At 65.5% G+C, this 20,187-nt stretch carries 24 protein-coding genes; 18 read left to right on the top strand and 6 right to left on the bottom strand.

Going from position 1 to position 20,187, the window contains the following annotated elements:
- Positions 1-9 precede the first annotated feature (9 nt).
- Positions 10-567, top strand: coding sequence for a cytochrome c oxidase assembly protein (locus IB275_RS00490; RefSeq protein ID WP_081518891.1), 558 nt, complete (start codon positions 10-12; stop codon positions 565-567).
- A gap of 22 nt (positions 568-589) precedes the next feature.
- Positions 590-1,477 (top strand): cytochrome c oxidase subunit 3, encoded by an 888-nt coding sequence (locus tag IB275_RS00485; protein WP_138213360.1) that lies wholly within the window; start codon positions 590-592, stop codon positions 1,475-1,477.
- Between the two features lie 39 nt (positions 1,478-1,516).
- Here IB275_RS00485 and IB275_RS00480 read toward each other — a convergent pair whose 3' ends face one another.
- On the bottom strand, positions 1,517-1,726 hold the full coding sequence (locus IB275_RS00480) for a twin transmembrane helix small protein (protein ID WP_015474903.1): 210 nt from the start codon (positions 1,724-1,726) through the stop codon (positions 1,517-1,519).
- 44 nt (positions 1,727-1,770) lie between these two features.
- On the opposite strand from IB275_RS00480, the gene IB275_RS00475 reads away from it, so the two are divergent.
- From IB275_RS00475 to IB275_RS00400, 16 genes are all read left to right on the top strand, one after another.
- Positions 1,771-2,550 (top strand): SURF1 family protein, encoded by a 780-nt coding sequence (locus tag IB275_RS00475; protein ID WP_192294248.1) that lies wholly within the window; start codon positions 1,771-1,773, stop codon positions 2,548-2,550.
- Entirely contained in the window at positions 2,528-3,091 is a 564-nt protein-coding gene (locus IB275_RS00470) for a PA_0111/PP_0108 family redox-active disulfide protein (protein WP_192294250.1), read from the top strand. The genes IB275_RS00475 and IB275_RS00470 overlap by 23 nt, the downstream gene beginning before the upstream one ends.
- Positions 3,092-3,143: 52 nt before the next feature.
- The gene (locus tag IB275_RS00465) at positions 3,144-4,217 is read left to right on the top strand and encodes a COX15/CtaA family protein (protein WP_192294252.1); all 1,074 of its coding nucleotides are present in this window, start codon (positions 3,144-3,146) and stop codon (positions 4,215-4,217) included.
- Positions 4,218-4,291: 74 nt separating this feature from the next.
- Positions 4,292-5,194 carry a heme o synthase gene (cyoE, locus tag IB275_RS00460; protein WP_192294254.1) on the top strand — a complete coding sequence of 301 codons (903 nt, stop codon included), beginning with the start codon at positions 4,292-4,294 and terminating at the stop codon, positions 5,192-5,194.
- Between the two features lie 80 nt (positions 5,195-5,274).
- Complete coding sequence (locus IB275_RS00455; protein ID WP_192294256.1) at positions 5,275-5,910, top strand: SCO family protein; 636 nt, start codon at positions 5,275-5,277, stop codon at positions 5,908-5,910.
- Positions 5,911-6,524: 614 nt separating this feature from the next.
- On the top strand, positions 6,525-7,643 hold the full coding sequence (locus IB275_RS00450; RefSeq protein WP_192294258.1) for a Re/Si-specific NAD(P)(+) transhydrogenase subunit alpha: 1,119 nt from the start codon (positions 6,525-6,527) through the stop codon (positions 7,641-7,643).
- A gap of 62 nt (positions 7,644-7,705) precedes the next feature.
- Positions 7,706-8,020 (top strand): NAD(P) transhydrogenase subunit alpha part 2, encoded by a 315-nt coding sequence (locus IB275_RS00445; protein ID WP_015474896.1) that lies wholly within the window; start codon positions 7,706-7,708, stop codon positions 8,018-8,020.
- A 1-nt stretch (position 8,021) separates the two neighbouring features.
- Positions 8,022-9,458: an NAD(P)(+) transhydrogenase (Re/Si-specific) subunit beta gene (locus tag IB275_RS00440; protein ID WP_081518899.1), complete on the top strand. Its 1,437-nt coding sequence runs from the start codon at positions 8,022-8,024 to the stop codon at positions 9,456-9,458.
- 187 nt (positions 9,459-9,645) lie between these two features.
- On the top strand, positions 9,646-11,142 hold the full coding sequence (gene scpC, locus IB275_RS00435) for a succinyl-CoA:acetate CoA-transferase ScpC (RefSeq protein ID WP_192210480.1): 1,497 nt from the start codon (positions 9,646-9,648) through the stop codon (positions 11,140-11,142).
- A gap of 32 nt (positions 11,143-11,174) precedes the next feature.
- The gene (locus IB275_RS00430; RefSeq protein ID WP_192294260.1) at positions 11,175-11,468 is read left to right on the top strand and encodes a hypothetical protein; all 294 of its coding nucleotides are present in this window, start codon (positions 11,175-11,177) and stop codon (positions 11,466-11,468) included.
- Positions 11,469-11,499: 31 nt separating this feature from the next.
- On the top strand, positions 11,500-11,706 hold the full coding sequence (locus tag IB275_RS00425; RefSeq protein WP_015474893.1) for a DUF1127 domain-containing protein: 207 nt from the start codon (positions 11,500-11,502) through the stop codon (positions 11,704-11,706).
- A gap of 280 nt (positions 11,707-11,986) precedes the next feature.
- A complete protein-coding gene (locus tag IB275_RS00420; RefSeq protein ID WP_192294262.1) occupies positions 11,987-12,187 on the top strand; it encodes a DUF1127 domain-containing protein in 201 nt (66 codons plus the stop codon).
- Between the two features lie 92 nt (positions 12,188-12,279).
- Positions 12,280-12,600, top strand: a complete 321-nt coding sequence (locus IB275_RS00415; protein WP_081518914.1) for a DUF2388 domain-containing protein — start codon at positions 12,280-12,282, stop codon at positions 12,598-12,600.
- 106 nt (positions 12,601-12,706) lie between these two features.
- Positions 12,707-13,000 carry a DUF2388 domain-containing protein gene (locus tag IB275_RS00410; RefSeq protein WP_192294264.1) on the top strand — a complete coding sequence of 98 codons (294 nt, stop codon included), beginning with the start codon at positions 12,707-12,709 and terminating at the stop codon, positions 12,998-13,000.
- A gap of 37 nt (positions 13,001-13,037) precedes the next feature.
- Positions 13,038-13,373 carry a DUF2388 domain-containing protein gene (locus IB275_RS00405; RefSeq protein WP_192294266.1) on the top strand — a complete coding sequence of 112 codons (336 nt, stop codon included), beginning with the start codon at positions 13,038-13,040 and terminating at the stop codon, positions 13,371-13,373.
- A complete protein-coding gene (locus IB275_RS00400) occupies positions 13,370-15,328 on the top strand; it encodes a DUF7844 domain-containing protein (RefSeq protein ID WP_192294267.1) in 1,959 nt (652 codons plus the stop codon). Before IB275_RS00405 ends, IB275_RS00400 begins: the two co-directional genes overlap by 4 nt.
- Positions 15,329-15,458: 130 nt before the next feature.
- Here the strand turns inward: IB275_RS00400 and IB275_RS00395 are convergent, their stop codons facing one another.
- From IB275_RS00395 to IB275_RS00375, 5 genes are all read right to left on the bottom strand, one after another.
- Positions 15,459-15,860: a GFA family protein gene (locus IB275_RS00395; protein ID WP_081519183.1), complete on the bottom strand. Its 402-nt coding sequence runs from the start codon at positions 15,858-15,860 to the stop codon at positions 15,459-15,461.
- Positions 15,861-15,875: 15 nt separating this feature from the next.
- Positions 15,876-16,598, bottom strand: a complete 723-nt coding sequence (locus tag IB275_RS00390) for a phytanoyl-CoA dioxygenase family protein (protein WP_192294269.1) — start codon at positions 16,596-16,598, stop codon at positions 15,876-15,878.
- Complete coding sequence (locus IB275_RS00385; protein ID WP_192294271.1) at positions 16,595-17,518, bottom strand: LysR family transcriptional regulator; 924 nt, start codon at positions 17,516-17,518, stop codon at positions 16,595-16,597. Before IB275_RS00385 ends, IB275_RS00390 begins: the two co-directional genes overlap by 4 nt.
- Before the next feature lie 75 nt (positions 17,519-17,593).
- Positions 17,594-18,550 carry an agmatinase gene (gene speB / locus IB275_RS00380; protein ID WP_081518919.1) on the bottom strand — a complete coding sequence of 319 codons (957 nt, stop codon included), beginning with the start codon at positions 18,548-18,550 and terminating at the stop codon, positions 17,594-17,596.
- A 25-nt stretch (positions 18,551-18,575) separates the two neighbouring features.
- Entirely contained in the window at positions 18,576-19,961 is a 1,386-nt protein-coding gene (locus IB275_RS00375) for a sodium:solute symporter family protein (RefSeq protein ID WP_192294273.1), read from the bottom strand.
- Positions 19,962-20,187 lie beyond the last annotated feature (226 nt).

Below are 20,187 nucleotides of genomic sequence, written 5' to 3'. Positions count from 1 at the left end.
GAGCAAGCCATGAGCGACGGCAACATCGAAACACGCAAGCTGGTGACCCGGCTGGTCATAGCCGTGGTCGCCATGTTCGCCTTCGGCTTCGCCCTGGTGCCGCTGTACGACGTGATGTGCAAGGCACTGGGCATCAACGGCAAGACCTCCGGCAGCGCCTACCAGGGCGACGGCCAGGTGGTCGATCAGTCGCGCGAGGTGAAGATCCAGTTCGTCGCCAACAACAACATCGACATGGTCTGGGAGTTCCACCCCGAGGCCGAGCAGCTGGTGGTGCATCCCGGCGCGGTGAACCAGATGCTGTTCGTCGCCTACAACCCCACTGACAAGCCGATGACTGCCCAGGCGATCCCGAGCATCGCGCCGTCGGTAGCAGCCACCTACTTCCACAAGACCGAATGCTTCTGCTTCACCCAGCAGGTCCTGCAGCCGGGCGAGCGCATCGAAATGCCGGTGCGCTTCATCGTCGACCGCGACCTGCCCAAGGATGTGCGTCACCTGACGCTTGCTTACACGCTGTTCGACATCACTGCCCGCAAGCCACCCGTGGCCAGTAACGAGCGCTGAAGGGCAAAGGAGAACAAGAGAGATGGCAACCCACGATCCCTATTACGTCCCCGCGCAGAGCAAGTGGCCGATCATCGCCACCATCGGCATGCTGGTGACGATGTTTGGCGTCGGCACCTGGATGAACGACATGAGCGCCGGCAAGGAGCACTCCCACGGCCCGTGGATCTTCTTCGCCGGCGGGCTGATCCTGGCGTACATGCTGTTCGGCTGGTTCGGCAACGTCATCAAGGAAAGCCGCGGCGGGCTCTATAGCCCGCAGATGGACCGCTCGTTCCGCTGGGGCATGAGCTGGTTCATCTTTTCGGAGGTGATGTTCTTCGCCGCCTTCTTCGGCGCGCTGTTCTACGTGCGCCACTTCGTCAACCCATGGCTGGGCGGCGAAGGTCACCATGGCATCTCGCACATGCTCTGGCCGCAGTTCGAAACCGGCTGGCCGCAGCTCAACAACCCGGACAACAAGCTGTTCCCGCCGCCCAAGGAAGTGATCGATCCGTGGAAGCTGCCGCTGATCAACACCCTGCTGCTGGTCACCTCCAGCTTCACCGTGACCTTCGCCCACCATGCACTGAAGAAGAACCATCGCGGCCCGCTGAAGATGTGGCTGGCGGCGACCGTGGCGCTAGGGGCCTGCTTCATCGTGCTGCAGGCCTACGAGTACCACGAGGCCTATAGCGAGCTGGGCCTGACCCTGGGCTCGGGCATCTACGGCGCGACCTTCTTCATGCTCACCGGCTTCCACGGTGCCCACGTGACCATCGGCGCGATCATGCTGAGCATCATGCTGATCCGCATCATTCGGGGGCACTTCGACGCCGACAAACACTTTGGCTTCGAGGCGGCCAGCTGGTACTGGCACTTCGTCGACGTGGTGTGGATCGGGCTGTTCATCTTCGTTTACGTGCTGTGAAGCGCGGTGGCGCGGGCCTTGGCCCGCGCCTTTTTGAGATCAGAAGTGCCAGGGGGCGGAGCTGCCGAGTTGGCCGCTGAAGAAACCCCAGGCGATGAGAGCGACGGTCAGGGCAGTCAGGGTGACACGCACGGTCAGCGCGTTCACCACCCGAGAACCATGGCCCTCGTCCTTGACCAGAAAGAACAGGCCACTGAACAGACTGACGACGGTCGCCAGCAACAACAGAACGATCGCAGCTTTGAGCACTACCGGCCTCCTGTCCGCAGGGGACTGGGGTTGAGGGGGATGTCTTGCAGTATAGCCAGCACGCATCTGAGCACCGGCCCGATCCGGCACAGGAAGGCCGCGCCACACGCGCCTTCCGGCCCGGTATCGCGCCGACCCTGGTGGTCCTCGCACTGCTGCCGGTGCTGATCGGCCTGGGCTTCTGGCAACTGTCGCGCGCCGCCGAAAAACGCACCCTCCTCGCCGCCTCCGAAGTGCAGCGCCAGCAGGACCCGATCAGCATCGCCGAGCTCGAGCGCCAACCGCCGCGCAGCTATGTTCGAGTACGCCTGCAAGGCCAGCTCGACGCCGAGCACACCGCCCTGCTCGACAACCGCACCCGCAACGGCCAGGCGGGCGTCGAGGTGCTGCAGCCCTTCTTCGACCGCGTCGGCCACCAGTGGCTGCTGGTCAATCGCGGCTGGGTGCCCTGGCCCGACCGCCGCGTGCCGCCGAAGATCGATACGCCCAGCCACGACCTGCTGCTGGACGCTTGGACCTACACCCCATTGGCCGCCGGCCAGAGCGCCCCGCTCGCCGGCTGGCCACGCCTGATCACCCAGGTGGACGCCCCGTTCCTGTGGGACCAGCTCGGCCGCGAAGGCAGCCCGCTGGAAATCCGCCTGGAGCCGGGCGACGCCGCCTTCGACACCGACTGGCCGATCGTCGCCATGCCGCCGGAGCGCCACGTCGGCTATGCCGTGCAGTGGTTCGCCCTGGCCATCGCGCTTTCCGCCCTTTACCTCTACCTCGGCATCCGTCGCGCACGGGAGACCTTCGACCATGACCGCCATGACTCTGCCTGACTCCACTGCCCGCCGCCGCGGGCGTGTGCAACTGCTGCTGATCCTCGGCATGGTGCTGGGGCCGATGCTGCTCGCCACCGCCATGTACAAGCTGCAGTTCTGGGTGCCGGACGGCCGCAGCTACCACGGCGACCTGATCGCCACCGGTCAGACCCCGGCCGATCTCGGCGTGCAGGACGACAAGGCCAGCGACCAGTGGCAACTGCTGGTGACCGCACCGGAAACCTGCGCCAGCGACTGTCAGCAACTGGTCTACCTGGCGCGCCAGATCAACATCGGCCTGGGCCGCGAAGCCAGTCGCGCCGAACACGCGCTGGCCTTCGCCAAGCCGCTGCCGGTCGAGTTCACCGGCCTGCTCGACAAGGACTACCCGCGCCTGCAGCGACTGGGCCTGACACCCAACCAGCACACCGGCGCCCAGCCGCAACTGTGGATCATCGACCCCCACGGCAACCTGGTGCTGCGCTACGACGCCAAGGCCAACGGCAAGTCGATCCTCAAGGACCTGCAGCTGCTGCTGAAGCTTTCGAACATCGGTTAAGCCGGTCGAGACATCGCCAGCCCCACGACAAAAACAAGATCGGGAGCGACGCATGATCCAGGTAAGACGCAAACCCGCCTTCTACCTCGCCGTGCTGGCCACGGCGCTGGCTTTCGTAGTCATCCTGCTGGGCGCCTATACCCGCCTGACCCATGCCGGTCTTGGCTGCCCGGACTGGCCCGGCTGCTATGGCTTCGTCCACGTACCACTGAACGAGGCGCAACTGGCTCACGCCGAAATGCATTTCCCCGACTCGCCGGTGGAGGCACAGAAGGGCTGGAACGAGATGATCCACCGCTATTTCGCCGGGAGCCTCGGCCTGCTGATTCTCGGGCTGGCGGTGCACGCACTGCTGCGTCGGGGCCGTGACGGCCAACCGATGCGCCTGCCGCTGCTGCTGCTCGCGGTAGTGATCGCCCAGGCGGCATTCGGCATGTGGACCGTCACCCTCAAGCTCTGGCCACAGGTGGTCACCGCACACCTGCTGGGCGGCTTCACCACGCTGTCGCTGCTGTTCCTGCTCAGTCTGCGCCTGTCCGGCGCCTTCGCCCCGCTGCAGTTGCCGTCGAAGCTACGCGCGCTGGCAGCCCTGGCCCTGCTGATGGTGATCGGGCAGATCGCCCTCGGCGGCTGGGTCAGCAGCAACTACGCAGCAGTGGCCTGCATCGACCTGCCGATGTGCCACGGCGAGTGGTGGCCGAACATGGACTTCGCCAACGGCTTCCACCTCACCCAGCACATCGGCCCGAACTACCTCGGCGGCCAGCTCGACAGCGACGCCCGCACGGCCATCCACATGACCCACCGCATGGGCGCGCTGTGCGTGACCGCGGTGATCCTGCTGCTGGCCTGGAACCTCCAGCGCCACGGCCTGATAGGCATTACCGCGCTGATGCTGCTGGGTCTGTCCCTGCAGATCGGCCTCGGCATCAGCAACGTACTGCTGCACCTGCCGCTGCCGGTAGCGGTGGCGCACAACGGCGGCGGCGCGTTCCTGCTGCTGATGCTGGTACTGGTGAATTACCGGGTGCGCGCACCCGCAGCGAAACACGTCGAGCTGCCTGCCAGCAGCCCGATCACCCTGGACGCCCTGGAGCGCCCGGTGGCCTATCCCTCGCAGGGGTGACATTGCACGGTTGAGCACGATGGCCGGCGCCACGGCGTGCCGGCCCCCCTATGAAGAAGTCAGGAGAAATGCCCATGGCCAGCGTCATCAGCACTCCCAGCCAAGCCAGCTGGCGCGACCTGCTCGAACTGACCAAACCCAAGGTGGTCCTGCTCATGCTGATCACCTCGCTCATCGGCATGCTGCTCGCCACCAAGGCCGGGGTGCCCTGGCAGGTGCTGGTCTTCGGCAACCTCGGCATCGGCCTGTGCGCCGGCGGCGCGGCAGCAGTGAACCACGTGGTGGACCGGCGTATCGACTCGATCATGGCGCGCACCCACAAGCGCCCACTGGCCGAAGGACGCGTCTCGCCGCCCATCGCGCTGGGCTTCGCCATGCTGCTGTCGGTGGCCGGGATGGCGGTGCTGCTGGTGTTCACCAATGAGTTGACGGCCTGGCTGACGCTGGCTTCACTGCTGGGCTATGCAGCCCTCTACACCGGCTTCCTCAAACGCGCCACGCCGCAGAACATCGTCATCGGCGGCCTCGCCGGGGCCGCCCCGCCGCTGCTGGGCTGGGTCGCGGTGACCGGGCAGATCTCCGCCGAACCGCTGCTGCTGGTGCTGATCATCTTCGCCTGGACCCCGCCGCACTTCTGGGCCCTGTGCCTGCACCGCAAGGACGAGTACGCCAAGGCCGACATCCCGATGCTGCCGGTGACCCACGGCGAGCACTACACCAAGCTGCACATCCTGCTCTACACCCTCGTGCTGTTCGCCGTGACGCTGATGCCCTTCGCCATCCACATGGCCGGGCTGGTCTACCTGCTCGCCGCGCTGGCCCTGGGCGCGCGCTTCCTCGACTGGGCCTGGGCGCTCTACTGCGGCAGCCGACCCCATGCGGCGATCAAGACCTTCAAGTACTCTATCGCCTACCTGTTCCTGCTGTTCATCGCGCTGCTGGTGGACCACTACCTGCCGCTGCACCTGAACTACTGAGGCCGGTTCGCGGGCTCGCTCCAAAGGGGCGGCCCCGCGAACCCGGCACTCACCCAGACGTCCCGACCCACGAGAACCCCATGTCCCGAGTCAACAAGACCGTCTTCATCCTCGTCGCCATCGTCGCCCTGATCCTCGGCCTCACCGTCCAGAAGGTGCTCAACCAGCGCCACCAGCTCGACCCGACCGTGCTTCTCGACGCCGGCATCGTGATCCTGCCGCAGACCCGCAGCGTCCCCGACCTCGCCTTCACCGACCAGGACGGCCAGCCGTTCCAGACCGCCAGCCTGAAGGGCAAGTGGTCCCTGCTGTTTTTCGGCTACACCTTCTGCCCGGACGTCTGCCCCACCACCCTGGCACAACTGCGCGAGCTGCAGAGCAAGCTGCCGCCGGAAGTGGCGAAGAACCTGCAGGTGGTGTTCGTCAGCGTCGACCCGCACCGCGATACCGCGCCGCGCATCAAGGAATACCTCGGCTTCTTCAATGCCGGCTTCAAGGGCATCACCGGCTCGGAAGAGAACGTGCAGAAGCTGGCCAACGCCATGAGCATCCCCTACATCCCGGCCGACACCAGCAAGCCCAACTACACCGTCGACCACAGCGGCAACCTGGTCATCATCGGCCCGGACAACACCCAGCACGGCTTCATCCGCGCCCCGCTGCACAACGACAAGCTGGTCGCCCAGCTGCCCGGCGTAGTCGGCGCCAGCAACTGACCCGCGACACCGTGTCTCACCCCCAACGGCCACCCGATATAGGTGGCCGTTGTTTTTTCCGTGTCACTCCGGCTTTCCGCGGACAAATCCGGACTTTCTGCTAAACCTCTTCTCAGGGCTCTGGCGCGGTGTAACACGCGGCCTTGAAGCTTCCTGGCGAAATTCCTGACCCCGTAGTCAATGTAAAAAATCTGCTACAGGAAATCAGGCATCAGGAATGACTCATACTCCATATTAGAAACATTAATTAACACCTATGCCTGAGCCTGTTGCAGGATTACCGGGCCTTTCGGTGGGCATGGGAAGCCTCTGATGGGGGGTCATTCACGGCGAGGATGACATTTCCGTCCGGTCACAATAGGCAATTAGGCTAAACACCAGGGCCCACGCGGCCTCGGTGGCGACCGGAAAACTATGGGTCCAAACGTGACTTGTAGTTATCGCTTCGTACCACTCCAGAACTTCTTGATGCCCTCCAGGTTCGATTGCACAATGCCGCGGCCACCGGGTCACAGCCCGGTCACAGAACAAGAATTAGACCGTTGCCAGTTAGATAACCCGGGTCGCCAACGTAGTAGCCCGGACAATCCCAGGATCACGCAGGAGATTTGCAAGTGCAGATCGGTGTACCCCTCGAGACCCAAGCCGGTGAGACGCGGGTCGCAGCAACGCCGGAGACGGTCAAGAAACTGATCGGGCAGGGCCATCAGGTCGTCATTCAGAGCGGTGCGGGCGTCAGCGCCAGCCAGCCGGATGCCGCCTATGAAGCCGTTGGCGCGAAGATCGGCACTGCCGCCGATGCCTACGGCTCGGAGCTTGTGCTGAAGGTTGTCGCGCCCAGCGAAAGCGAGCTGGCGCAGATGAAGCCGGGTACCGTGCTGATCGGCATGCTCAACCCGTTCAACAACGAGAACATCGCCCGCATGGCCGAACGCGGTGTCACCGCCTTCGCCCTCGAGGCCGCGCCGCGTACTTCCCGCGCGCAGAGCCTGGACGTGCTCTCTTCCCAGGCCAACATCGCCGGCTATAAGGCCGTGTTGCTCGCTGCCCACCACTACCCGCGCTTCATGCCCATGCTGATGACCGCCGCCGGCACCGTTAAGGCCGCCCGCGTGCTGATCCTCGGCGCCGGCGTTGCCGGCCTTCAGGCCATCGCCACGGCCAAACGCCTGGGTGCGGTGATCGAAGCGTCGGACGTGCGCCCGGCGGTGAAGGAGCAGATCGAGTCCCTGGGCGCCAAGTTCGTCGACGTGCCTTACGAGACCGATGAAGAGCGCGAGTGCGCCGAAGGCGTCGGCGGTTACGCCCGCCCGATGCCAGCCTCGTGGATGGAGCGCCAGGCCAAGGCCGTGCACGAGCGCGCCAAGCAGTCGGACATCGTCATCACCACCGCACTGATTCCGGGCCGCAAGGCACCGACCCTGCTGCATGAAGCGACCGTCGCCGAAATGAAGCCGGGCTCGGTGGTCATCGACCTCGCGGCATCCCAGGGCGGCAACTGCCCGCTGACCGAGGCCGACCAGGTCCTGGTCAAGCACGGCGTGACCATCGTTGGCCTGAGCAACCTGGCCGCGCTGGTGCCGGCAGACGCCTCCGCACTCTATGCACGCAACCTGCTCGACTTCCTCAAGCTCACCCTGACTGCCGAAGGCTTCACGGTGAACATGGAAGACGACATCGTCGCCGCGTGCCTGATGTGCCGTGATGGCCAGATCGTGCGCAAGAACGGCTGAAGCCCTTCTTATATAAGAACGCGCCGGACCCCGCGTCCGGCCCTGAAGACCGGTGAGAAACTATGGAAGACATGCTGATCTCCCACGGCATCTACAACCTGATCATCTTCGTGCTGGCGATCTACGTCGGCTACCACGTGGTCTGGAACGTCACCCCTGCCCTGCACACCCCGCTGATGGCAGTGACCAACGCCATCTCGGCCATCGTGATCGTCGGCGCCATGCTGGCCGCGGCCCTGACCGTCACCCCGCTGGGCAAAGCCATGGGCACCCTGGCCGTGGCCCTGGCTGCAGTGAATGTGTTCGGTGGCTTCCTGGTCACCCGCCGCATGCTGGAAATGTTCAAGAAGAAAGCGCCGAAGGCGGAGAAGCACTGACATGAGCATGAACCTCGTCACCCTGCTCTACCTCATCGCCTCGGTCTGCTTCATCCAGGCCCTGAAAGGCCTGTCGCACCCGACCACGTCGCGCCGCGGCAACCTGTTCGGCATGATCGGCATGGCCATCGCCGCGCTGACCACCGTAGCCCTGGTGTTCAAGATCAGCAGCGAGATCGCCACTACCGGCATCGTCTACGTGATCATCGGCCTGCTGGTCGGCGGCACCGCCGGTTCGATCATGGCCAAGCGCGTCGAGATGACCAAGATGCCGGAACTGGTCGCCTTCATGCACAGCATGATCGGCCTGGCCGCCGTGTTCATCGCCATCGCCGCCGTGGTCGAGCCGCAGTCGCTGGGCATCGTGCAGAACCTGGGCGACACCATCCCGACCGGTAACCGCCTGGAGCTGTTCCTCGGCGCGGCCATCGGCGCCATCACCTTCTCCGGTTCGGTGATCGCCTTCGGCAAGCTGTCGGGCAAGTACAAGTTCCGCCTGTTCCAGGGCGCCCCGGTGCAGTTTACCGGCCAGCACATGCTCAACCTGGTGCTGGGCCTGACCACCCTGGGTCTCGGCCTGCTGTTCATGTTCACCGGTAACCTCACCGCCTTCGTCGTGATGCTGGCCCTGGCCTTCATCCTCGGCGTGCTGATCATCATCCCGATCGGCGGCGCCGACATGCCGGTCGTCGTGTCGATGCTGAACTCCTACTCCGGCTGGGCCGCGGCAGGTATCGGCTTCTCGCTGAACAACTCGATGCTGATCATCGCCGGTTCCCTGGTGGGCTCCTCGGGCGCGATCCTCTCCTACATCATGTGCAAGGCGATGAACCGCTCGTTCTTCAACGTCATCCTCGGTGGATTCGGCGCCGAAGCGGACGCTGGCGGTCCGGCAGGTGCGAAAGAAGCCCGCCCGGTGAAATCCGGCTCGGCCGACGACGCCTCCTTCCTGCTGACCAACGCCGACAGCGTGATCATCGTCCCCGGCTATGGCCTGGCGGTGGCCCGTGCCCAGCACGCGCTGATGGAACTGGCCGAGAAGCTGACCCATCGCGGCGTCAACGTGAAGTTCGCCATCCACCCGGTTGCCGGCCGTATGCCGGGCCACATGAACGTCCTGCTGGCCGAGGCCGAAGTGCCTTACGAGCAGGTGTTCGAGATGGAAGACATCAACTCCGAGTTCGGCCAGACCGACGTGGTGCTGGTACTGGGCGCCAACGACGTGGTGAACCCGGCCGCGAAGAACGATCCGAAGTCGCCGATCGCCGGCATGCCGATCCTCGAGGCCTACAAGGCCAAGACCGTGATCGTCAACAAGCGCTCGATGGCCAGCGGCTACGCCGGCCTGGACAACGAACTGTTCTACCTGGACAAGACCATGATGGTCTTCGGCGACGCCAAGAAAGTCATCGAAGACATGGTCAAGGCCGTCGAGTAAGACGACCATCGATCCACAAGACACCGGCCTCGCGCCGGTGTCTTGCTTTCCGGCAAAGGGAAATGTCCTGAACTTTGGTAGTAAGAAGGCAACCGGCCGGGCGATTTTTCGACCTTGGTATAAGAGCCAAAAATCGCCGAGTCCCTAGACTGGCGGCCTCGCACTTCCTACTGCCCGAGGTTTTCCCATGTTCCGTGATCGCGTGCGTATGTCCTCCCTGTTGGACAAGGTGATGACTGCCGACCAGGCCGCGGCCCTTATCAAGGACGGCATGACCGTCGGCATGAGCGGTTTCACCCGCGCCGGCGAAGCCAAAGCCGTACCCAAGGCCCTCGCCGAGCGCGCCAAGCAGGAGCCGCTGCGCATCAGCCTGATGACCGGCGCCAGCCTGGGCAACGACCTCGACAAGCAGCTCACCGAAGCCGGCGTGCTGGCCCGTCGCATGCCCTTCCAGGTGGACAGCACCCTGCGCAAGGCGATCAACGCTGGCGACGTGATGTTCATCGACCAGCACCTCTCCGAAACCGTTGAGCAGCTGCGCAACCACCAGCTCAAGCTGCCGGACATCGCTGTCATCGAAGCCGTCGCCATCACCGAGGAAGGCCACATCGTGCCGACTACCTCGGTGGGCAACTCGGCCAGCTTCGCGATCTTCGCCAAGCAAGTGATCGTCGAGATCAACGTCGCGCACAACACCAACCTGGAAGGCCTGCACGACATCTATATCCCAACCTACCGCCCGACCCGCACACCGATCCCGCTGACCAAGGTCGACGACCGCATCGGCAGCACCGCCATCCCGATCCCGGCGGAAAAGATTGTCGCCATCGTCGTCAACGACCAGGCGGACTCGCCGTCCACCGTGCTGCCGCCGGACGACGAAACCCAGGGTATCGCCAACCACCTGATCGACTTCTTCAAGCGTGAAGTGGACGCTGGCCGCATGAGCAACAGCCTCGGCCCGCTGCAGGCCGGCATCGGCAGCATCGCCAACGCGGTGATGTGCGGCCTGATCGAGTCGCCCTTCGAGAACCTGACCATGTACTCCGAAGTACTGCAGGACTCGACCTTCGACCTGATCGACGCCGGCAAGCTGCGCTTCGCCTCGGGCAGCTCCATCACCCTGTCGACCCGCCGCAACGCCGACGTGTTCGGCAACCTGGAGCGCTACAAGGACAAGCTGGTGCTGCGCCCGCAGGAAATCTCCAACCACCCCGAAGTGGTTCGTCGCTTAGGCATCATCGGCATCAACACCGCGCTGGAATTCGACATCTACGGCAACGTGAACTCCACCCACGTGGGCGGCACGAAGATGATGAACGGCATCGGCGGCTCGGGTGACTTCGCCCGCAACGCGCACCTGGCCATCTTCGTCACCAAGTCCATCGCCAAGGGCGGCAACATCTCCAGCGTGGTGCCGATGGTCAGCCACGTCGACCACACCGAGCACGACGTGGACATCCTCGTCACCGAAGTCGGCCTGGCCGACCTGCGTGGCCTGGCACCGCGCGAGCGTGCGCGGGTGATCATCGACAACTGTGTGCACCCGTCCTACCGAGACGCCCTGAACAGTTACTTCGATGCCGCCTGCGAGCGCGGCGGCCATACCCCGCACATCCTGCGCGAGGCCCTGGAGTGGCATATCAATCTGGAAGAACGCGGCCACATGCTGGCGGCGAGCTGATTCCAGACGCTTTGCGGGTCATTCAGCAATGAATGGCCCGCAAGGGTTTACAGCCGGAAAAAAACCACGTAAAAACACTCCTGAACAGATTTTTATCCCGCTCCAACTGTTCAGCTCCCCCCGCCGCCACCCTGGCCGGCAGCCTCGAAAAACCTCAGACACCCGTCAATTGCGCACCAGAATGGAGCGCAACGGTACAGTTCGCCCCGAAAAAGACCATTACAGTTCAAAATTACAATCGCCTGACCAGCCGCAATACAGTACAACTGTACCTGTCATCCCTGACCAAAAAGTCAGATCATATGCTCAATCCATTCAGCAACTGACTACTCGCCACAAGCGAGAAGGATGACCACCATGGAACGTACCCTCGGTTCCGCAGCTCTGAGCACTACCCGTAGCACCTCCAGCGCCCACCGTGGCCTCGTCGGCACCGTTCGCCTGTGGCAGCGCCGCATGGAAAGCCGCCGTCAACTGGCTCGCCTGGACTCCCGCCTGCTGGCCGACGCCGGTATCAGCGAAGCCCAGCGTTACGCCGAACTGAACAAGCCGTTCTGGCGCTGATTCAACAGTACAACTGAGCCACACTCTCCAGGCTCGCCGCAACTGTACTGGTAGTTTGCCTGAGGCCGCTCATCTGGAGCGGCCCGTGGCATTCTGGAAGCCGCTTTTTCCGCACCACCTCCCCTCGCTGATCACAGAACAGCCAGCTTCAGCCACGGCGGTACAGTTCTGAATTTCCCCTCGCTGTACTCCTGCAATAACCCCTCGCTGCCTCTGATGCGCCATCTCGACCAGTGCGAGCCTGTATTGACCAACCATCACGGTTACGAGGAGGTCTGCCATGGAACGCGCACTGTCATCCGAACTGCCCACTCCGCCGCCCGCGCTGCTGCTGCGTCGTCTACCAGCCTTGCTTGGTGAATGGCTGCGCAATGCGCGAACCCGCCGCCAGCTCGCCGAACTCACCAGCCTTCAGTTGGCGGATATCGGCATCAGCCCCAGCGAACGTGTGCGAGAAATCTCGAAACCATTCTGGCGCTGAATGCTGGTGACGCCGGTCAGTCTTGGCTAGTCTGAGCACAGTTAGAGTGGCCGCCCCGGCCACCTTTGCTTGGTCTTATCCGGAGCCACTCCATGAAGAACAGCCTTCGCCTGATCGCCGCTGCCGCCCTGATCGGCTGCGCCACCGGCGCCTACGCCACCAGCTTCGTCTACACCACCGACCTGTCGGTGCGTGCCACCGGCGCCACCTCTGATGGCACCTCGGACCTGAGCAACTCCTTCAAGGACGACAAGATCGTCCTCGAAGCCCGTGACGACGCGGCCACCTTTGTCGCCAGCCAGGGGCAGATCCGCGGCGCGCACCTGGAAGCCGCCCTCGCCCACATCCGCAGCAAGCTGCCGACCCTGGCCGCCAATGACCAGCAACTGGCCCAGGCCATCCTGACCATCTGATCGGCTTAACCCTCCGCGCCGGGCGCTCCGCCCGGCGCTCTGCGCTGGCTCTCCCACGCGCATTCCGTTAGCCTTGGCGGCCGTGCTTTCCCGATCGCCCAAGCCCATGCGTACCCTGCTGTTCCTGCTGCCACTACTGACCTGTCCCCTGCCCGCCCAGGCGTTCGACCAGACGACTCAGTTCCCGGTGGGGACCAGCTACATCACCAGCCAGGTCACCAGCGCGCCGTTCGACAACAAGCTGCTGCGCGGTGCCCGTGATGACGCGGCCCAGTTCGTTGCCACGGATGGCGCTGTCAGAGGCGCACGCCTGGAAGCTGCGCTGCACTGGCTGCGGCAGAAATACCCGGCGCTGGCGGCAAACGATCGGGAACTGGCCGAAGCCATTCTTGCCAAATAAGTCGTGAGCAGCTCCCGCTGCCCTTTCGGAGACATCCATGCGCCTCAGCTCGCTTTCCAAGAGCCCCCTGATCCTCGGCCTCCTGCTTGCCGCCTGCGCCTCCACCGCCCAGGCCCAATCGGTGATCCGCGTGTTCAACATCACCACCAACGCCTTCGCCCGCAGCATCGACTTCACCTCGGACACCACCACCTCCGTGCGTGACATGAAAGTCGTCCGCGAAGCCCGTGACGATGCCGCCAGCTACGTTGGCAGCGACGGCGCGATCCGTGGTGCGCAACTGGAAGCCGCGTTCAAGGTACTGCGCGAGCAGGTGCCGCAGGCTCGCGAAGCCTCCGACCAGGACCTGGCCGAAGCCATCCTCGCTCTGTGAGACTCCGGGCTGGCCGCTGGCTGGCGGCCCTGGCACTGATAGTCGCCGCCAGCAGCCACGCCTCGCTCCGCCTGGAGCTGGACGCCGACGGCCTGAATGCCGCCCAGCGCCAGGCCAGCCAGCAACTGCTGGACGAAGCTCTGCACACCCTGCCGGACAGCTTCGTGCAGCGCCTGGACCGCAGCGTCCAGGTGCAGTGGCGCGACGACCTGCCCAGCAATGGCATGGGCCGCACCCTGCGCCCTGGCGCCATCGCCCTCAATACCCGCTATCTCGGCCCGCTCACCGACGGCAGCGCCGCCACCGAGCAGACCGGCCGCACCCACGGCACCCTGCGCCGCGAACTACTGGCCACCCTGCTCCATGAGCTGACCCACCTCTACGACCGCGCGCGCCTCTGGGATGCCGACGAAGGCCGGGTGATCCGCCGCTGCACGATGCGCGACAAGAGCCTCGGCCGCGTCGGCGCACCGGACGATTGCCGTGGCCAGACCGGCCGCCGCTTCAGCCTCTCGGACGACCCGCGCCTGCTCGACCTCGCCGGCTGGCCGCAATACGCCGGCAAGCATGGCGAGCGCGAACAGCACAACCGCTTCCTGCTGCGCAGCCCGGACCGCTACGAGCTGACCAACCCGCGCGAGTACGTCGCGGTGAACATGGAGTACTTCCTCCTCGACCGCAGCTTCGCCTGCCGCCGCCCGGCGCTGTACCGCTACTATGCGGAACGCTTCGGCGAGCGCCCGCATGACGAATGTTCGACCCAGTACGCCTACCTCAACGCCGGCCGCGACTTCGGCCGCCAGCCACTGGGGTATCTCGACCCGGAGCGCGTCTACGAGGTCGACTACCTGATCGCCGAGGCCAACAACGAGATCGCCAGCCGCTGGGGCCACACCATGCTGCGCCTGGTGGTCTGCGCACCGGGGCGCCCACGCGGCCCGGCCTGCCGCCTGGACCTCGACCAGCACCTGGTGCTGTCCTACCGCGCCTTCGTCGGCGACCTGCAGCTCTCCAGCTGGGACGGCCTGACCGGCGCCTACCCCTCGCGCCTGTTCGTGCTGCCGCTGTCCCAGGTGATCGAGGAGTACACCAAGGTCGAACTGCGCAGCCTCGCCTCGATTCCACTACGGCTCAACCGCGACGAGGTCGCCAGCCTGGTGGAGCGCTCGGCGCAGAGCCACTGGAGCTACGACGGCAACTACTACTTCCTGTCCAACAACTGCGCGGTGGAGACGCTCAAGCTGCTGCGCAGCGGCATCCAGCGCCAGAGCCTGCAGAGCATGGACAGCATCACGCCCTACGGCGTGCTCGGCCTGCTGGAGAACAAGGGCATCGCCGACGCCAGCGTGCTGGAGGATCCCAAGGAAGCGCTGCGCCTGGGCTATCGCTTCGACTCCTTCCGCGACCGCTACCAGGCCATGTTCGATGTGCTGAAGCAGCGCATGAACGTCCCGCAGGACAAGGTCGAGGACTGGCTCGCCCTGCCCGCCGTCGAGCGCCGCCCGTGGTTCGACAAGGCCGACCTGCGCTCGAGCGCCGCCCTGCTGCTGCTCGAACAGGCCTCGCTGCGCCGCCAGCTGCTGTTGGCCCAGGACGAACTCAAGCGCCTGTACCTGAGCAACCCGGACGCCATGAAGAGCAAGCCGGACCTCGCCGCGGCCGGCAAGACCTTGCAGCAGATCCTCGACGACAGCGGCTTCCTCAGTCGCCCGGCCGAGCTGCTCGACGGCGGCTACGGCCTGCCCCAGGCGCCGGAGACGGCAACCCTGGAGAAACAGACGCAGCAGCGCCAGCAGCGCCTGCGCCAGCTCAGCGACAACCTCGACCGTGAAGTGCGCGCCCTGCTGACACCCGAGCGCCGTGACGAGTTGGCTGCGCTGGAAGCCAACACCAAGCAGATCGGCGCGCACCTGCGCGAGCTGCACAAGGCATCGGGCGGACTGGAGCTGCCCTGAGACTCCGTGACTGCCCTTGTAGGATGGTGTGGAGCGCAGCGATACCCATCAATCCGCCGCGCCGACCGCATGGGTATCGCTGCGCTCCACCCATCCTACGAAGCGTCACCCTGACGTCGGCGCGGCAGCGCTAAAGCTTCTCTTCCCACTCCTCTTCCAACTGCTCGTCCAGGTGTATCCAGGGCAAGCGGCTCTTCACCCAGATATGCCGGTCCGGCAGCACTGTCGCCACCTCGTCCAGCGTCGCCGTCGTGAGGTCGAGGGTCTCCGGTGCCTGGTCGGTGAACAGCGCCAGCTGCGCGCCGCAGCGACTGCAGAAGTAGCGGATGCAGGACGCCGAGGAGCGATACTCGGCCGGCGTCCCGAGGGTCCAGCGGAAGCTGTCCAGAGGCACCGTGGCCCAGGTGGTGACGATACCGCCGGTGGTGCGCCGGCAGATCGAGCAATGGCAATGGGCGACGTCCGTCAGCGCGGCATCGCACTCGTAGCGCAGCTGACCGCAATGGCAGCCGCCGGCATGTACAGCCTTCATCAGTGAGTCTCCCATTCAGTCGTACTCGGCCTCTTCGTGATCGCCCAGCAGCCGGAGTTGTCGAGGCGTGCAGGCGGCGAGCACCTCGGGGTTGAAGGTCCAGCTCAGATAGGGCGAGAACTTCTGCGCGACCATCCGGCGCCCATAGTGCACCTGCAGCAGGTAGCGCGTGCGCTCGCTCAAGTTGCGGCTGCCGGCGTGCCACAGGTCGCTGCGAAACAGCAGGCAATCGCCCGCGCTGCACAGCACCGGCTCGGCCGCCCTGCCCGCCCATTCGCGCTCGTTCGATGCCGGCGCGCGGCCGGCGCGATGGCTGCCGGGGATCACCCAGGTCGGACACAGCGCCTCGTCGATATCGTCGAGGTAGACCTGCGCGGTGCAGATGAACATCGGCAGTTCGATGCCCGTTCCCGGCAACGCGACAGGCAGGTAGTCCTGGTGCATGTCCGCGCCGATGAAGCCGGGATGGCAGCGCCAGGCGGTCTGGCCGATCACGTGGCAGTCCGCGCCCAGCGCGGCTTCCGCCAGCTCGATCAACCCCGGTGGATCGAGGTACGGCAGCCAGCGCGGCGAGCGGTTGAACACGCACTTGTAGTGATCCACCAGCCCTTCGTAGTCCCAGTGCAGCGGGCGCAGGCCGTCGATCAGCGAGCGCACCCGGGCAACCTGTTCGGCATCCAGCAGGCCGCGCAGCAGGACGAAACCGTCCTCGCGCAATGCCGGCAGGCCATCGCTCACGCAGGCTCTCCGCTACCCAGTTCGGCCTGGGCGCGCTCCAGGGCATCGAGGAAGGCCCCCAGCACCTCGCCGGGCTCGGCCCCCTGGCGGGTCACGCAATGGAACTCCGAGACATAGGCCAGCTGCGCCGGGCGGATCGCCCGCAGGCGATCCTGTGCGACCCACTCCGCGGCGTAGTGCGTGGGCAGGTAGCCGATGAAGGTGCCGCTGAACACCAGGTTGGCGATGGCCTCCATGCTGTAGGCGTTGGTGGCGCGGCTGAAGACCAGCCCGTGGGGCCGCCGGCTCTCTGTCATGTAGCCGCGGCCGACGTATTCGGCCGCGCAGATCTGCTCCAGCGAAGGCTCGTCCTGCGCACGCGCAAAGAACGGGTGCCCCTGGGCGCAATAGAGGTTCTGCTCTTCGCGGAACAGCAGCTGGTAGCACAGACCCGACAGGCGATGGTGGAAGGCGCCAATGGCCAGTTGCAGGCGCTCCTCCAGCACGGCGTTTTCCAGCTCGTCCGGGCGCTGGGTGTGCAGGTTCAGGCGCACCCGTGGATGCCTCTCGCGGAACAGCCGGAGCGCCAGCGGCAGCGGCCAGCAGTGCTGGCCGAGCACACCGTCGACGCAGCCCAGGTGCAGCACTTCGCGGTCGCGGCCGCCGAGGCCGGTGACCTGCTCGCGGAAACGCTCGATATCGACGAACAACCCGAGCGCCGCCTCGTACAGCTGCTGCCCTTCCTCGGTGAGCTGGAAGCCGCTGCTGCCGCGCCGGCACAGCGAATAGCCCAGGCGCAGTTCGAGATCGCGCACCAGCACGCTCAGCCGCGACAGGCTGGTGTTCAGGCGCACCTGGGCGGCGGTGAAGCCGCCCGCCTCGACGATGGTGCAGAAGGTGCGCAGCAGGCGCAGGTCGATATCGGAAAGATTGCCCAGCATGGGAGTTCTCGTGGCGGCGGGCGCAGGCCTTTCGTTATAGCGCCGAGCGCGCCGCCCCGTGAACCCCCAGGGTGGTCAACGGCGCGCCGCGACCGAATCGGCCAGCACGCAGAGCAACTCGAACATCATGGTGGCGCCCACCAGCGCGGTCGCCCCGCCCTGGTCGAACGGCGGCGATACCTCCACCACATCGGCACCGATCAGGTTCAACCCTTGCAGCCCGCGGATCATGTGCTGCGCCTCCAGCGTGGTCATGCCGCCGATCTCCGGCGTGCCGGTGCCGGGCGCGTAGGCCGGGTCGAGCACGTCGACGTCGAAGGTCACGTAGGTCGGCCCCTGCCCCACCACCCGGCGCACTTCGGCCAGGGTGGCGGCGACGCCCAGGTCAGCGAACTCTTCCATGTGGATCACCCGGATACCTTGCTCAAGGGCGAAGGCTTCGTCGTCGGCGTCATAGATCGAGCCGCGAATGCCGATCTGCACCGTGCGTTTCGGGTCCAGCAGCCCTTCCTCGATGGCGCGACGGAACGGCGTGCCGTGGGTGTAGGGATTGTCGCCGAAGTAGCGGTCATTGGTGTCGGAGTGGGCGTCGAAGTGCACCATGCCGATAGGCCGCTCCGCGGCCAGTGCGCGGAAGATCGGCAGGGTCACCAGGTGGTCGCCGCCGACCGACAGCGGGACGGTGCCGGCGGCATGGATGCGCCGGTAGAAGCCCTCGATCTGCTTGAGCGAATCCAGCAGGTCGATGGGGTTCACCGGGGCGTCGCCGATGTCGCCGATGCGCAGCAGGTCATAGGGCGCGATGTGGCTGACGTGGTGCACCTTGCGCATCAGGCTCGACTGGTTGCGCACTTCTCGCGGGCCGTGACGGGCGCCGGCGCGGTTGGTGGTGCCGCCGTCCCAGGGCACGCCGAGCAAGGCGATATCCACCTGCGCCGGGTCCTCGAAGATCGGCAGGCGCATGAAGCTGGGGATGCCGGCGAAACGCGGTATCTGGGCGGCGTCCAGGGGTTGCGGGAAGTCATGGGGCATGGGGCGTCTCCTGTCTGATTGAGGTTCAGTCGGCCTGCGCCTGCAGGCTGGCGGCGGGTGCTCCGGCGAGGCTGACCACCACGAAGGTGACCAGGCTGGCGAGCAGGCCGTAGGCGATGGGGGTATTGGCGAGCACGCCGTCGATGGCCATGAAGGCGACCACCACCAGGCTGCCGACGACGATGCTCGCCATCGCGCCGCGGGCGGAGGCGCGGCGCCACAGCAAGGCACCGAGAATGGGCACCAGCAGGCCGCCGACCAGCAGGTTGTAGGCAATGCTCAGGGCGCCGATGACGTCGTTCACCAGGCACGCCAGGGCCAGCATCACCACGCCCATCATCAAGGTGAACAGGCGGCTCTCACGCAGGCCGTTGGGCGCGCCGGGGCGCAGGAAGCGCGCGTAGATGTCCTCCTGGAACACCGTGGCAGCGGCCAGCAGGCACCCCGAGGCGGTGGACATGATGGCCGACAGCGCCGCCGCGACCACCAGCCCGCGCAGGCCGGGCTGGAGCACCTGGCGGGTGACTTCGGCGTAGGCGTTTTCCGGCACCGCCAGGTTGGGCAGCAGCACATGGGCGGCGGCTCCGATCAGTGCGCAGGCCAGGCCGTAGAGCATGCAGTAGACGCCCGCGCCGAGGCCGGCGTAGCGCACCACTTTCTCGCTACGCGCGGTGAACACGCGCTGCCAGATGTCCTGGCCGATGAGCGCGCCGAAGAAGTACAGCAGGAAGTAGGTGAGGATGGTGTCCAGGCCGATGTGGCCGAGATCGAAGAAGCCCGCCGGCAGCACTTCCTGCATGCGCGACAGGCCGCCCGCCTCGTGGATCGACAGCGGCAGCAGCACGGCGAAGATGCCGAGGGTCTTGATCACGAACTGGATGATGTCGGTGAGGGTGAGCGACCACATGCCGCCAATCACCGAATAGACGATGACGATGCCGCCGCCGCAGAGGATCGCCGGGATGCGCGGGATTTCGAAGACCACCTCGGTCACCGAGCCGATGGCAATGGTCGCGGTGACCGCCACCATCAGGTCGTAGGCAACCATCACGATGCCGCCGATCAGCCGCGACGACGCCTGGTAGCGCTGCTCGAGGATCTGCGTGACGGTGTAGACCTTCAGCCTCGCGATCTGCCGCGAGAACACCAGGCTGAGGACGATGATCCCCAAGCCCAGCATGAACACCAGCCAGAGGCCGGACAGTCCGTAGAGGTAGCCCAGCTTCACCGTGCCGATGGTGGACGCGCCACCGAGCACCACCGCAGCCATGGTGCCCAGGTAGAGCCCTGGGCCTAGACGGCGCCCGGCGACGAGGAAGTCGTTCTGGTTGCGCGCCTTGCGCATTCCGTACCAGCCCAGGGCAAGCATGCCCAGGGCGTAGACCAGCATGATCAGGTAATCGAGCAGCATGGCGGGGGGCTCCTGTTGTTGTTGTGTGGGAATCAGGCCTTCGCCCCGCCAGCCTGATGCCCCTCGCCCCGCCGGCAAATCCCCGAAGCCGGAAGCCAACTTTCGCCGCCGCGAAAGTGCTGCTCCAGCCCGCATCCACAGGCCTTCGGGCGCCTTTCCGGGCGCCCGAAGCGAAAAACTTCCCCGTCCTCAAGTGCTTGATTCGTATACGTATGTTATCGTTGTA

Source organism: Pseudomonas sp. PDM21 (assembly GCF_014852505.2).
Lineage (GTDB): Bacteria > Pseudomonadota > Gammaproteobacteria > Pseudomonadales > Pseudomonadaceae > Pseudomonas.
The sequence above is the reverse complement of the archived record's forward strand: the minus strand, read 5'-3'. Positions and strand labels throughout refer to the sequence as shown.

Excerpts from the sequence above, each read along its gene's own strand:
- IB275_RS00490 (WP_081518891.1), top strand. The coding sequence starts at position 10 with ATGAGCGACGGCAACATCGAAACACGCAAGCTGGTGACCCGGCTGGTC.
- IB275_RS00485 (WP_138213360.1), top strand. The coding sequence starts at position 590 with ATGGCAACCCACGATCCCTATTACGTCCCCGCGCAGAGCAAGTGGCCG.
- IB275_RS00470 (WP_192294250.1), top strand. The coding sequence starts at position 2,528 with ATGACCGCCATGACTCTGCCTGACTCCACTGCCCGCCGCCGCGGGCGT.
- IB275_RS00465 (WP_192294252.1), top strand. The coding sequence starts at position 3,144 with ATGATCCAGGTAAGACGCAAACCCGCCTTCTACCTCGCCGTGCTGGCC.
- cyoE (WP_192294254.1), top strand. The coding sequence starts at position 4,292 with ATGGCCAGCGTCATCAGCACTCCCAGCCAAGCCAGCTGGCGCGACCTG.
- IB275_RS00455 (WP_192294256.1), top strand. The coding sequence starts at position 5,275 with ATGTCCCGAGTCAACAAGACCGTCTTCATCCTCGTCGCCATCGTCGCC.
- IB275_RS00445 (WP_015474896.1), top strand. The coding sequence starts at position 7,706 with ATGGAAGACATGCTGATCTCCCACGGCATCTACAACCTGATCATCTTC.
- IB275_RS00440 (WP_081518899.1), top strand. The coding sequence starts at position 8,022 with ATGAGCATGAACCTCGTCACCCTGCTCTACCTCATCGCCTCGGTCTGC.
- scpC (WP_192210480.1), top strand. The coding sequence starts at position 9,646 with ATGTTCCGTGATCGCGTGCGTATGTCCTCCCTGTTGGACAAGGTGATG.
- IB275_RS00430 (WP_192294260.1), top strand. The coding sequence starts at position 11,175 with ATGGCCCGCAAGGGTTTACAGCCGGAAAAAAACCACGTAAAAACACTC.
- IB275_RS00425 (WP_015474893.1), top strand. The coding sequence starts at position 11,500 with ATGGAACGTACCCTCGGTTCCGCAGCTCTGAGCACTACCCGTAGCACC.
- IB275_RS00420 (WP_192294262.1), top strand. The coding sequence starts at position 11,987 with ATGGAACGCGCACTGTCATCCGAACTGCCCACTCCGCCGCCCGCGCTG.
- IB275_RS00415 (WP_081518914.1), top strand. The coding sequence starts at position 12,280 with ATGAAGAACAGCCTTCGCCTGATCGCCGCTGCCGCCCTGATCGGCTGC.
- IB275_RS00410 (WP_192294264.1), top strand. The coding sequence starts at position 12,707 with ATGCGTACCCTGCTGTTCCTGCTGCCACTACTGACCTGTCCCCTGCCC.
- IB275_RS00405 (WP_192294266.1), top strand. The coding sequence starts at position 13,038 with ATGCGCCTCAGCTCGCTTTCCAAGAGCCCCCTGATCCTCGGCCTCCTG.
- IB275_RS00395 (WP_081519183.1), bottom strand. The coding sequence starts at position 15,860 with ATGAAGGCTGTACATGCCGGCGGCTGCCATTGCGGTCAGCTGCGCTAC.
- IB275_RS00385 (WP_192294271.1), bottom strand. The coding sequence starts at position 17,518 with ATGCTGGGCAATCTTTCCGATATCGACCTGCGCCTGCTGCGCACCTTC.
- speB (WP_081518919.1), bottom strand. The coding sequence starts at position 18,550 with ATGCCCCATGACTTCCCGCAACCCCTGGACGCCGCCCAGATACCGCGT.
- IB275_RS00375 (WP_192294273.1), bottom strand. The coding sequence starts at position 19,961 with ATGCTGCTCGATTACCTGATCATGCTGGTCTACGCCCTGGGCATGCTT.